This is a genomic window from Pseudomonas sp. PVC-3-1 (assembly GCF_057444315.1).
Genome location: NZ_CM172023.1, coordinates 4,052,374 through 4,065,214, shown reverse-complemented (window position 1 = coordinate 4,065,214; position 12,841 = coordinate 4,052,374). Strand labels below are relative to the sequence as shown.

Annotated in this window: 11 protein-coding genes; 10 read left to right on the top strand and 1 reads right to left on the bottom strand. The window is 67.3% G+C overall.

Annotated elements, in window-relative coordinates:
- Positions 1-18: 18 nt before the first annotated feature.
- From AC2T4A_RS18810 to AC2T4A_RS18765, 10 genes are read left to right on the top strand one after another with little or no spacing between them, the layout of a single operon-like run.
- Entirely contained in the window at positions 19-1,026 is a 1,008-nt protein-coding gene (locus tag AC2T4A_RS18810) for an ABC transporter substrate-binding protein (protein ID WP_416751861.1), read from the top strand.
- Positions 1,027-1,079: 53 nt separating this feature from the next.
- Complete coding sequence (locus tag AC2T4A_RS18805) at positions 1,080-2,102, top strand: fatty acid desaturase family protein (RefSeq protein WP_416751859.1); 1,023 nt, start codon at positions 1,080-1,082, stop codon at positions 2,100-2,102.
- 2 nt (positions 2,103-2,104) lie between these two features.
- Complete coding sequence (locus tag AC2T4A_RS18800; RefSeq protein ID WP_486741508.1) at positions 2,105-2,878, top strand: SDR family NAD(P)-dependent oxidoreductase; 774 nt, start codon at positions 2,105-2,107, stop codon at positions 2,876-2,878.
- Positions 2,878-3,627: an SDR family NAD(P)-dependent oxidoreductase gene (locus AC2T4A_RS18795; RefSeq protein ID WP_416751855.1), complete on the top strand. Its 750-nt coding sequence runs from the start codon at positions 2,878-2,880 to the stop codon at positions 3,625-3,627. The genes AC2T4A_RS18800 and AC2T4A_RS18795 overlap by 1 nt, the downstream gene beginning before the upstream one ends.
- Positions 3,627-4,502, top strand: coding sequence for a DMT family transporter (locus AC2T4A_RS18790; RefSeq protein WP_486741507.1), 876 nt, complete (start codon positions 3,627-3,629; stop codon positions 4,500-4,502). Before AC2T4A_RS18795 ends, AC2T4A_RS18790 begins: the two co-directional genes overlap by 1 nt.
- Positions 4,499-5,278 (top strand): creatininase, encoded by a 780-nt coding sequence (locus AC2T4A_RS18785; protein WP_486741506.1) that lies wholly within the window; start codon positions 4,499-4,501, stop codon positions 5,276-5,278. Before AC2T4A_RS18790 ends, AC2T4A_RS18785 begins: the two co-directional genes overlap by 4 nt.
- A gap of 23 nt (positions 5,279-5,301) precedes the next feature.
- A complete protein-coding gene (locus tag AC2T4A_RS18780) occupies positions 5,302-5,913 on the top strand; it encodes a cysteine hydrolase family protein (protein ID WP_486743697.1) in 612 nt (203 codons plus the stop codon).
- A complete protein-coding gene (locus AC2T4A_RS18775; protein WP_486741505.1) occupies positions 5,901-6,671 on the top strand; it encodes a hypothetical protein in 771 nt (256 codons plus the stop codon). Before AC2T4A_RS18780 ends, AC2T4A_RS18775 begins: the two co-directional genes overlap by 13 nt.
- Entirely contained in the window at positions 6,668-7,498 is an 831-nt protein-coding gene (locus AC2T4A_RS18770; RefSeq protein ID WP_486741504.1) for an ABC transporter permease, read from the top strand. Before AC2T4A_RS18775 ends, AC2T4A_RS18770 begins: the two co-directional genes overlap by 4 nt.
- A 5-nt stretch (positions 7,499-7,503) precedes the next feature.
- Positions 7,504-8,349: an ABC transporter ATP-binding protein gene (locus tag AC2T4A_RS18765; RefSeq protein WP_416751843.1), complete on the top strand. Its 846-nt coding sequence runs from the start codon at positions 7,504-7,506 to the stop codon at positions 8,347-8,349.
- Positions 8,350-8,549: 200 nt separating this feature from the next.
- Here the strand turns inward: AC2T4A_RS18765 and putA are convergent, their stop codons facing one another.
- Positions 8,550-12,488 (bottom strand): trifunctional transcriptional regulator/proline dehydrogenase/L-glutamate gamma-semialdehyde dehydrogenase, encoded by a 3,939-nt coding sequence (putA, locus tag AC2T4A_RS18760; RefSeq protein WP_478379158.1) that lies wholly within the window; start codon positions 12,486-12,488, stop codon positions 8,550-8,552.
- Positions 12,489-12,841: the final 353 nt, after the last annotated feature.

The following is a 12,841-nucleotide window of genomic DNA, read 5'->3' as shown; positions in this document are numbered from 1 at the left end:
ACCGTTAGGAGCAATGCCATGACCATGCCGCTTTCCCTGCGTTCCCTGCGCAAGACCCTGCTCGGTGCCTGTCTGGTTGCTGCCGCCGGGGTCGTGCCGCTGACTCTGCAAGCCGCCGAGAAGCTCAAGATCGGCACCGTCGTCTGGGCCGGCTACGCGCCCTTCTACGTCGCCGACAAGCTCGACCTCTACAAGCCCCACGGGCTGAAGGTGGAGCTGCAGTTCTTCAACGACCCCGCGCTCATCCCCACTGCCATGACCGGTGGTGCACTGGATGGCGGCATGCTCACCTACGACCAGGTGGTCGGCGGCGTCGCCAAGGGCCAGCCGTACCGCGTGGTGATGCCTATCGACTTCTCCAACGGCGGCGACGCGATCGTCGCCGACAAGTCGATCAAGTCGGTCGCCGACTTCAAGGGCAAGAAGATCGGCTTCAATCCGCTCTCGCCGTCCGACTTCCTGCTCGCCTATGCGCTCAAGAGCCATGGCCTGAGCGACAAGGACGTCAGCCCGGTGAACATGACACCCGAAGGCATCCCCGGCGCCATGGCCTCGGGCAGCCTGCCGGTGGGCGTAACCTACGAACCCAACGTCTCGCAGATTCTCGGCATGCCCGGCGACAAGTTCCACGTGGTGTATTCGTCGAAGGACGCGCCGGGCCTGATCACCGATGTGCTGGTGTTCAACCAGGAGGTCATCGGCAAACGCCAGAAAGCGATCACCGCGATGATCCAGGGCTACGCCGACGGTCTGGCCTACATGAAGGCACACCCGGATGAATCCGCCGACATCATCGGCAAGGTGCTGGGCGTCAGCGCTGCCGAAGCCAAGGAGCAGATGGCCGGGGTCTACAACATCCCGCTGGCGGAAATGAGCAGGAACTTCGAGAAGTCCGACGCCACCAGCTCCTTCTTCGGCAGCGGCGCGGTCATCGCCCAGCTGCTCAAGGAGAACAGCCAGATTCCGGCAATCCCCGACTTCGCCCAGACCTTCGACGCCCAGTTCGTCCAGGCCCTCGCCCAGTAAGGCACCCACCCGACGCTCTCGCCGGGACGGCGGGAGCGCTCACGGAGGTATCCATGTCCGCGTCTCTGTACCGCTACGCCGATGGCCGGCTGCCCAACAGCCTGGCACTGGCCTATGCCTTCGGTGGCTATGCCATCGGCTTCGCCCTGCTGTTCGCCGATCACTGGGCGCTCAACGCCATCGGCACCCTGCTGCTGGGCCACGCGATGATCGTCGCGGCCTACCTGATCCACGAATTCGCCCACGGCACCATCTTCGCCAAGCCGGCGCACAACACCTGGGCCGGCGAGGCCTGCAGTTGGCTGTGCGGCAGCTGCTACGCCGGCTTCCAGGACCTGCGTCGCAAGCACATGCGCCACCACGTCGACCGCGCCGATGTGATCACCTTCGACACCAAGGCTTTCCTCTCCCGCTGCCCGCGCTGGGCGCGCAGCCTGGTACTGGCCGCGGAATGGGCCTACGTGCCGGCGGTGGAACTGATCATGCATTACTACGTGATCCTCCTGCCCTTCATCACCGACAACCCGCGCCACCGCGCCAACCGCCGCCGCGTGGCGCTGACCCTGCTGGTGCGCGGCGCGCTGTTCGGCCTGGTGGCGGCAGTGTCGTTCAAGGCGCTGCTGCTGTACTTCGTCGCCTGGACGCTGATGATCATCGTGCTGCGCTTTACCGACGCCTACCAGCACACCTACGACGCCTTCGCGGTGCTGGAGGACGGCGGCAAGATTCCCGACGACAAGGCCCGCGACCGCACCTACGAGCAAATGAACACCTACAGCAACGTGGTCTCGGTGCGCTGGCCGGTGCTCGACCTGCTGCTGCTCAACTTTGCCTACCACAACGCCCACCACGAGAAGCCCGTCGCACCCTGGTATCGCCTGCGCAAGCTGCACCACGAGCTGTATGGCGACGGCTACGCCCAGGTGCTGCCGATGCACCTGCTGTTCAAGGGCTTCCACCGGCACCGCCTGCGCCGCGTGGTGGACGACCACTACGGTGAGGTCGCGCCTGCCGGAAAAGACCGAGCCGATGGTTTCTACGGCGCGGTCGGCGTCTCCTTCCTGACGGCGGTCTGAGCATGATCGACTACCGGGGCAAACGCGTCCTCATCACCGGTGCCGCTAGCGGCATCGGCAAGGGCCTGGCGCGGGCATTCGCCGAACAGGGTGCAACGCTTGAGCTGCTCGACCGCAACTCCGAGGCACTACAAGGCGTGGCGGCCGAACTGGCGGCTCTCTGCGACGTGTGCTGCGCCACTCTCGACCTGGGCGACAGTGACGCCATTGCCGCCTTCGCCGACAGCCGCCAGGGCGCTGCGCTCGATGTGCTGATCAACAACGCAGGCGTCGAATATGCGACGCCGCTGGAAGGCGGCAACGCAGAGACCGACAGCCGCTGGCAGGCGTTGCTCGACAATAATGTCGCCTCGATGCTGCGCCTCACCCGCGCCCTGTTGCCGCAACTGCACGCCGGCAGCAGCGTGATCAACCAGGCCTCTATCTGGGGTCTGAAGGGCGTGCCGGGCTTCTCCGCCTACGTCGCCAGCAAACACGCGGTGATCGGTCTGACCCGCTCGCTGGCCTGGGAACTGGGGCCCAGGCGCATCCGCGTCAACGCCGTGTGCCCCGGCTGGATCGCCACCGACGCGGCGATGCGCTCGCTGCACGTGATGGCCGCCGCCAATGGCCGCAGTGAAACCGAGGAGCTGGCGCAGATTCTTGCTGCCCAGGCAGTGCCCGAACTCCTGACGCCGGCCGATCTCGCCGGCACCTTTCTGTTTCTCGGCAGCCCGCTGGCCGCAGCCATCACGGGCCAGGCGCTGTCGGTCAGCCACGGCGAGGTCATGCACTGATGAAACCGCTTGCAGGACAGTCCGCGCTGGTCACCGGCGCCACCCAGGGCATCGGCCGGGCTATCGCACTGGCATTGGCGGAAGCCGGAGCGCAGGTGTGGATCAACCATCTCGACCAAGCGGAGGCTGCCACCGCACTGGTAGCACGTATCGCCTCCAGCGGAGGCCGCGCCTATGCCGTGCAGGCCGACGTCGCGGCACCGGAACAGGTTGCCGAGATGTTTACCCGCGTGCTCGCCGAAGGTGAGCTGGACATTTTGGTGAACAACGCCGGAATCATCCTGGAAAAACCCTTCCTCGACACCAGCGAAGACGACTGGGCGACACTGCTTGGCGTCGACCTGCACGCCGTCTACCGCTGCTGTCGCCACGCCCTCACGCACATGCAGGCGCGCGGCAGCGGCAGCATCGTCAACATCGCCTCGGAGCTGGGCCAGCTCGGCCGCGAACGTTACGCCGCCTACTGCACCGCCAAGGCCGGGGTGATCGGCCTGACCAAGGCGCTGGCGCGGGAATTCGCCCCGCACATCCGCATCAACGGCGTGGCGCCGGGCCCGGTAGAGACGCCGATGGTTTCGGTGGAGCACATGAGCGAGGCGATGATCGCCCGCGAAACCGCGATCCCCGCTGGCCGCCTCGGTCAACCCGAGGAGATCGCCGCGGCGGTACTGTTCCTCGTCTCGCCCGGCGCGAGCTTCTTCCACGGACAGATACTCGGCGCCAATGGCGGCGCCTGGATGGGCGCCTGATGCGCGCGGAGATCGTCCTGCTGCTGGGCGCCGCCATCTGGGGCCTGGGCTGGATGCCCTTGGCGCACTTTGCCGGCCAGGGCCTTGCCGGGATGCCACTGGTGCTCTGTACCTACGGACTGCTCTGCGCGCTGGCCGTGCCGCTGGTGCTGAGCCAGCGCCGGCAGTGGTGGCGGCAACGCGGTGCCCTGCTCGCCATCTGCGCATTCGGCGGCTGGGCCACGGCCGGGCTGGTGGCGGCGTTGTCCGAGGGTGATGTGGTGCGCGCCATGTTGCTGTTCTATCTGGCGCCTGTCTGGGGCCTGCTGGGCGGCCGACTGCTATTTGGCGAGCGCCTGACACCTTCACGGCTCGGCGCCCTGGCGCTGGCCATGCTCGGCATCGCCCTGACCCTGGGCATCAGCCAGGAGACCTTCCGCCCGCTGACCGCCAGTGACTGGCTGGCGCTCTCCGCCGGCTTCGCCTTCGCCCTCAACAACCTGGCCACCCGAGCCGCCGAGCAGGTGCCGCTGGCCAGCAAGGCGGTGGTCGGCTTTATCGGCAGCGCTGCGCTGGGCGGGCTGTTCTGCCTGCTGCAAGGCACGCCGCTGCCCACCATAGAGACTCATCAATGGCTGCAGCTGGCGGGCTTCGGTCTGTTCTGGCTGGCCGCCATGGGCGCCGCGCAATACGGCTTCAGCCACGTCGAGGCAAGCCGCGCCGCGGTGCTGGTGGTGATCGAACTGCTGGTCGCCGTGCTCACCGCCGCCTGGTTCGGCGACCGTGAGCTGGGCCTGCGCGAATGGCTCGGCGGCTCCCTGGTACTGGCGGCGGCACTGATCGCTGCGCGCCCTTCTCCTGACCTTTCCCCCACTCTCTGCGAGGCCGAATCATGACTGTCCGGATGGACCAGCTCAGCTGGGTCGAGTACGCGCGCCGGGTGCGCGAGCAATCCCCTGTGGTCTTCCTGCCCTGCGGCGCCACCGAGCAGCATGGCCCGCACCTGCCGCTGGGCACCGACGCGCTGCTGGCCAGTGCGCTGTGCGAAGACGTGGCCCGGCAGATCGACGGGCTGGTCGCGCCCGCCCTGTCCTATGGCTACAAGTCGCAGCCCAAGTGCGGTGGCGGGCAGCATTTCTGCGGCACCACCAGCCTCGACGGACAGACCCTGATCGCCCTGGTGCGCGACGCCGTGCGCGAGTTCGCGCGCCACGGCGTTACCCGCCTGGTGCTGGTGGACGGGCACTACGAGAACCAGTGGTTCGTCACCGAGGGCATTCAGCTCGCCCTGCGCGAGCTCTCCCTGCACGAACGGGGCGCTGCCAGCCCGCTGGAAGTGATGCGCCTGGAGCACTGGGACTTCTGCAGCGAAACCACGCTGAACGACGTGTTCCCCGATGGATTCCCCGGCTTCGCCCTGGAGCACGCCGCGGTGATCGAGACCTCGCTGATGCTGCACTACCTGCCCAACCTGGTGCGCCTGGACCTGATCCCCGACGATGGCCCGGCCGACTTCCCACCCTACGACATGTACCCCAGCCGCACCGAGTGGGTGCCGCCCTCGGGCGTGCTGTCCTCGGCGCGCGGCTCCAGCGCCGACAAGGGCCTGCGCATGGCCCGCGACATCGTCGGCGGCATCGCCCAGGCCGTGCGCAAGGAGTTCCGTCTGTGAGTACCGCCCTGATCGTCATCGACATGCAGCGCGACTTCTGCGCCCCCGGCGGCTACGCCGACCAGGCCGGGCTGGATATCGACCGTCTGCGCGCGCCGATCCCGGCCATTTCCCGGCTGCTGGACAGCGCCCGCGCCCTGGGCCTGCTGGTGGTGCATACCCGCGAAGGCCATCGCGCCGACCTCAGCGACCTGCACGCCAGCAAGCGCCACCGTGCCGAATTCGCCGGTGCGCCGATCGGCCACCAAGGCCCGCTGGGCCGCCTGCTGGTACGCGGCGAGTACGGCCACGACCTGATCGATGAACTGCGGCCCCTGGCCGGCGAACCGGTGGTGGACAAGCCCGGCTACAGCGCTTTCGCCTATACCGACCTGGACCTCCTGCTGCGCAGCCGCGGCATCGGCCACCTGGTGCTGTGCGGGGTAACCACCGAGGTGTGCGTTTCCTCCACCCTGCGCGCCGCGGTGGAGCTGGGCTATGCCTGTACCCTGGTGAGCGATGCCTGCGGCTCGCCCAGCGCCGAACTGCACGCCGCTGCCCTGGCGATGGTCGAGGTGGAAGGCGGCCTGTTCGGTCGTGTGCAAGGCAGCGGGGCCGTGCTCGCCGAATGGGAGGAATCCGCATGTCCCGCCTGAAGAACATTCCCGCTGTGCCGCCTGCTTACCTTGGCGTCTGGCAACGCACCCTGCTGACCACCACCGGCGGCACACACGACACCCGTACCCGTGTCTACTGGCTACAGACCGAGCGCCTGTTCGCCGATCTGCGCATTCCCATGCCGGCGCCAGAAACGGCCGCCGAGCTGGCCACCCAGGCCGGATTCGCCGGTATCACCGAAATCACCGGTGATACCTGCCAGTGGCATCGCGCGATCGACTTCCAGCCGCCCAATGGCGGCGAGGACATCGGCCGCATGCACTTCGTGAACAGCGAGAAGGTGCTGGAAGACGGCCTGGATGGCAGCTACCACGAAGTCTGGGAGCGCCTGCCGGAATCCATCGGACGCAATCGTGGCATGTGGCTGAGCGCCGCCGATTGCCGCCAGGGCTGCCTGCTGCTGGCCGGTGACTGTTTCCTCTTCGCCGCCGGGCGTCGCCAGGCATTGCCGATGGCCGACTCGCTGACCGCTCTACTGGAGAGCGACCACCCGGAGTTGCTGGATTTCGAGCTGTCGTTCGGGCACCACCACGGCGGTGAAACACCCTGGAAGATCGAGCTGTCCACCCTGCCCGCCCGCATCGGCGCCGACCTTCTGCCCGCCACAGCCGATCCGGACCACCCCGAACTGCTGAGCAATGCCACCTGGCTGAACAGTCTCGGCGCCACGCCGCCCGCCGGTGGCTGGCAACCCTGCACGCAGCCCTTGTTCCCTGATGAGGAGGTGACGCCATGACCGCCCACCAGCCCCTGCCCCACCCCGTCGTGCAGCCCGCCCGCCGGCGCTGGTGGGTGATCCGTGGCGAGCTGCCACGAAGCGCCATCTGGGCCCTGGCTGCCGCCGGTCTGCTGCTGCCGTTGCTGCTCTGGTGGGCCTACAGCGCCGCCGGGCTGGCCAACCCGATGTTCTTCCCCGGCCCGGACGCCGTGCTCAAGCGCATCGGCCACTGGTGGAGCGACGAGGGCCTGCTGGGGGACATCGCCATCAGTGTCTACCGGGTCATGGCCGGCTTCCTCGCGTCGGCGGTGATTGCCCTGCCACTGGGCCTGTACATCGGCACCTACCGCCCGGTACAGGCGTTCCTCGAACCCCTCACCGACTTCATCCGCTACATGCCGGCGGTGGCGTTCATCCCGCTGGTGATGCTCTGGGTCGGCATCGACGAAGGCTCCAAGGTGCTGATCATCTTCATCGGCACCTTCTTCCAGATGGTGCTGATGGTCGCCGAGGACGTGCGCCGCGTGCCCATGGCGCAGATCGAGGCAGCGCAGACCATGGGTGCCAACCGCACGGAGATCATCAAACTGGTGGTGTTGCCCTCGGCCCGCCCGGCACTGCTGGATACCCTGCGCATCACCTGCGGCTGGGCCTGGACCTACCTGGTGGTGGCCGAACTGGTGGCCGCCAACTCCGGCCTGGGCTACGCCATCCTGCGCGCCCAGCGCTACATGCAGACCGACAAGATCTTCGCCGGCATCCTGCTGATCGGCGTCATCGGCCTGCTCACCGACCAGGCGTTCCGCTGGCTCGGCCGGGTGGCCTTCCCCTGGATGAAGAGGTAAGCCTGATGAGCCAGAACAAGATCGCCATTCGCCACGTCGACAAGGTTTTCAGCAGCCAGGGCCGTCAGGTGCAGGCGCTGCAGGACGTCAACCTGGATATCCGCGCCAACGAGTTCGTCACCTTCGTCGGTGCTTCGGGCTGCGGCAAGTCCACCCTGCTGCGCAGCATCGGCGGGCTGGAGCGCCACAGCAGCGGGGAAATCCTCGTCGATGGCCGCGCGGTGGACGGCCCCGGCATCGACCGCGCCATGGTGTTCCAGCATTACAGCCTCTACCCCTGGCTGAAGGTGATGGACAACATCAAGTTCTGCCGCCGGCTCAAGGTGGTGTCCGACACCGTGCGTGGCGACGCCGACGTGGAAGTCGCCAGCGGCCGCGCCGATGCGCTGCTCAACCTGATGGGCCTGTCGGCCTTCGCCCAGGCCTATCCCAGCCAGCTCTCCGGTGGCATGCAGCAGCGCGTGGCAATCGCCCGCGCGCTGATGCCCAAGCCGCAGATCCTGCTGATGGACGAGCCCTTCGGCGCGCTGGACGCGCAGACCCGCGAGGTGATGCACGACCTGATCCGCCATGTACACCGCCTGGAGAACAGCACCATTCTGTTCGTCACCCACGACGTCGAGGAAGCGATCTACCTGGGCGGCCGCGTAGTGCTGATGGCGCCCCGTCCCGGTCGCATCGACAGTGTTTATGACGTGCCGCTGCCGGCCGAGCGCAATCAGGACATGAAGATGGCCCCTGAATTCATCGCCCTGAAGAAGGAAATCCTCGCGCGCATCCGCGAGACCTCGGGCATGAGTACCGACCTCGAACTGCTGGAGCAGCTCACGCGTACTGCGGCGCCGATGTGAGGTGAGAGGAAGGAAATCGGCGGAGCGGGTAGCTCCGCCGTTGTGCCGGGCACGAAGCCCGAAACGGATTGCGCAGCAAGCGCGAGGGGAACGGCCCGCCGGGAGCGGGTAGCTCCGCCCGAAGGCTGGCAGGTCGGGTGGTCGCAGTGCGACCGTAAAACTGGCCGGCAGCGCCCGGTGAGGCGCTGCCGGCACTGCCGTCAACCGATGGTCATCAGGCTGGCGTTGCCGCCGGCAGCGGCAGTGTTGACGCTCAGGGCACGTTCGATCAGCAGGCGTTCCAGCGGGATGTCGGTTTCCCCGCGGTTCAGCCCGGTGACGCCGACAATGGCGCCCTTGCGCTGGCTGGCCTGCTCACAGACCGCACGCAGCTGGTCGGAGTCGCCGTGGTGCAGGATGGCGTCGAACACCTTGTCGGTCGCGGTCCAGTCAGGCACCAGCTCGATGCGCTGGGCGACTTCCTTGGGCAGTTCCTTGACCACGGCGGCGTTGGACTCGGCCACCAGCGGGCGGCTGCCGACGCTGAGTACAGCGGCCAGCTGGGCCAGCAGGTCGGCGCGGTCTTCGGCCAGGCACAGCACATGCTCGCGCGGCAGCAGGGTGTAGGTGTTGCGCTCGCCGGTCGGGCCGGTGAGGACCTGCTGGGTGAAGCTCTGCGCCAGTTCGCCATAGCCGCTGAGCAGGGTCGCCAGGGTGGCGTCCTTCTGCCCTGCCCATTTGGCCAGGGCCTCGACGGCCTGCTGGGCATCCTTCGGACGCGGCAGCGCCTGGGCGCCATCTCCCTTGAGCTGGTTGGCCACGGCATCCTGCGGGCGGGTCGACAGCAGGCGGTACAGGTACAGCGGGCCGCCAGCCTTCGGGCCGGTGCCGGACAGGCCTTCACCACCGAACGGCTGCACGCCGACCACGGCGCCGACCACATTGCGGTTGACGTAGAGGTTCCCGACATGGGCCGTGCCGACGACCTGAGCGATGGTCTCGTCGATGCGAGTGTGCACACCCAGGGTCAGGCCATAGCCGGACTCGTTGATCTGCGCGAGCAACTGGTCCAGGTCCGCACGCTGGTAGCGCACCACGTGCAGCACCGGGCCGAAGATTTCGCGCTTGAGTTCGCTGAAGCTGTCCAGCTCGATCAGGGTCGGCACGACGAAGGTGCCGCGCTTGATTTCCTCGGCATCCACGCGGGCGCTCTGGAACACCTTGCGGCCTTTGTCGCGCATCACCTGGATGTGCTTGTCGATGTTGCCCTTGGCTTCCTCGTCGATCACCGGACCGATGTCGGTATGCAGGCGCTCCGGCGCGCCGACGCGGTACTCGGCCATGGCGCCCTTGAGCATCTGCACCACGCGGTCGGCCGCATCTTCCTGCACGCACAGTACGCGCAGCGCGGAGCAACGCTGCCCGGCGCTGTCGAAGGCGGAGTTGACCACGTCGACCACCACCTGCTCGGCCAGCGCCGAGGAGTCGACGATCATCGCGTTGAGGCCACCGGTTTCGGCGATCAGCGGGATGGTGCGACCCTGGGCGTCGAGGCGACCGGCGATGTTGCGCTGGAGGATGCCGGCGACTTCAGTGGAGCCGGTGAACATCACACCACGCACGCGCTCATCACCAACGAGGCGGGCCCCGACGGTTTCACCACGGCCCGGCAGCAGTTGCACGGCACCGGCCGGTACGCCGGCTTCCAGCAGGATGCGCACGGCTTGCGCGGCGATCAGCGGGGTCTGCTCGGCGGGCTTGGCCAGCACGGTATTGCCGGCGGCCAGTGCGGCGGCCACCTGGCCGCTGAAGATCGCCAGCGGGAAGTTCCACGGGCTGATGCACACCACCGGGCCCAGCGGGCGATGGCTGTCATTGGCGAAGTGGGTGCTGGCCTGGGCGCCGTAGTAGCGCAGGAAGTCCACCGCCTCGCGCACTTCGGCGATGGCGTTGGCAAAGGTCTTGCCCGACTCGCGCACCAGCACGCCCATCAGCGACTGGATTTCGGCTTCCATCAGGTCGGCGGCGCGCTGCAGGATGGCGCCGCGCTCGGCCGGCTGGGTCGACTGCCAGATCTGCGCGCTGGACAGCGCGCCGAGGATGGCGTTGTTCACGTCGGCTTCGCTGGCCTCGCGCACATGGCCCACCACGTCGCGGTGGTCAGCCGGGTTGCGCACCGGCTGCGGCTCGCCCGGAGCAGCATCGGCCAGGCCCAGCATCGGCTCGGCGACGTAGGCGGTGTTGGTGCTCGACAGCAGCGCCGAGGACAGCGAACCCAGACGGTGTTCGTTGGCCAGGTCGATGCCGGCGGAGTTCAGCCGGGATTCGCCATAGAGGTCACGCGGCAGCGGGATGCGCGGGTGCGGCAGGCCCAGCGTGCCTTCCTGAGCAGCCATCTGCTCGACCTGTAGCACCGGGTCCAGCACCAGGTCCTGGAGGGAGATGCTGTGGTCGGCGATACGGTTGACGAAGGAGGTGTTGGCGCCATTTTCCAGCAGACGGCGCACCAGGTACGCCAGCAGGGTTTCATGGCTGCCCACCGGGGCGTAGATGCGGCACGGACGATTGAACTTGCCGTCGGCGACCTTGCCCACCACCTGCTCGTACAGCGGCTCGCCCATGCCGTGCAGGCACTGGAATTCGTACTGGCCCGGGTAGTAGTTCTGCCCGGCCAGCTGGTAGATGGCCGACAGCGAGTGGGCGTTGTGGGTGGCGAACTGCGGGTAGATGGATTCCGGCACGGCCAGCAGCTTGCGCGCGCAGGCCAGGTAGGACACGTCGGTGTACGGCTTGCGGGTGTAGACCGGGTAGCCTTCCAGGCCGTTGACCTGGGCGAGCTTGATCTCGCTGTCCCAGTAGGCGCCCTTCACCAGGCGGATCATCAGGCGGTGGCGGCTGCGCTTGGCCAGGTCGATCACGTAGTCGATCACGTACGGGCAGCGCTTCTGATAGGCCTGGATAACGAAGCCGATACCGTTCCAGCCAGCAAGGCTCGGTTCGAAGCACAGGCGCTCGAGCAGGTCGAGGGAGAGCTCCAGGCGGTCGGCTTCCTCGGCGTCGATGTTGATGCCGATGTCGTAGTCGCGAGCCATCTTCACCAGGTCGAGCACGGTCGGGTACAGCTCGTCCATCACGCGGTCGTACTGCGCACGGCTGTAGCGCGGGTGCAGGGCGGAGAGCTTGATGGAGATGCCCGGGCCTTCGTAGATGCCACGCCCGTGGGAAGCCTTGCCGATGGCATGGATCGCCTGCTCGTAGGAGGCCAGGTAGCGCTTGGCGTCCTCGTCGGTCAGCGCGGCTTCACCGAGCATGTCGTAGGAGTAGCGGAAGCCACGGGATTCCATGTTCGCCGCATTGGCCAGGGCCTCGGCGATGGTTTCACCGGTGACGAACTGCTCGCCCATCAGGCGCATGGCCATGTCCACGCCCTTGCGGATCAGCGGCTCGCCGGACTTGCCAATGATGCGGTTGAGCGACGAGGACATGCCGGCTTCAGTATGGGTCGCCACCAGCTTGCCGGTGATCAGCAGGCCCCAGGAGGCCGCGTTGACGAACATCGACGGGCTCTGGCCCAGGTGCTGGCTCCAGTTGCCGTTGCTGATCTTGTCGCGGATCAGCGCGTCACGGGTGGCCTTGTCGGGGATGCGCAGCAGCGCCTCGGCCAGGCACATCAGCGCCACGCCTTCCTGGGACGACAGGGAGAACTCCTGCAGCAGGCCCTGCACCAGGCCCTGGCGGCCACCGGCGTTCTTCTGGTTACGCAGCTTTTCGGCAATGCCCAGCGCCATCTTGCTGGCGGCGCCGGCCTGCTCTTTCGGCAGGCGGGCCAGGTCCAGCAGCATCGGCAGCGCTTCGGTTTCCGGGCGGCGGTAGGCGGCGGTGATGGCCGCACGCAGCACGGACTGCGGCAGGATGCTTTCGGCGAAATCGAGGAAGACCTGCAACCCTTGTTCGTTCAGCGCGTCCAGCGACTCCTCACCTGCCGCCGCAGCCAGGCCGGATTGCTCGGCCGGGGTCAGACCGCCTTCCACCTGCTCCAGGTAGGAGAAGATGGCCTGCTTGATCAGCCAGTGCGGGGTACGGTCGAGTTGCTGGGCAGCCAGCTTGAGGCGCTCGCGGGTGGCGTCGTCGAGCTTCACGCCAAGGGTGGTGGTGGCCATGGGGCTTCCTGTTGTTAGAAGGTGTGCCTGAAAACGGCGCAAGGTTATACCGCCGAATCGCAAGGTGCAACCAGGTGCAACCCAATAAAAACAAGCCTTTGGTCGTACGCGCGAATCCGGTGCAACCGGTGACAATTCCCACACTCGGCGCTACCAAACGGAGCACGGCGACAGGCTCGCCCGGTTATAACCCGCAAGGGGCGGCCGGACGGCAGGAAGAAAGCAGTGTTCGTGCCAGGGCTGGAAAAGGTGCAACCCGCCCCAGAGGCGTGGGCAGGCATGTAGGAGCGAGCTTGCTCGCGAACATTCCAACGCGCCGGCAGCGCACAGCGGGCTCACCGGTTCGCGAGCAA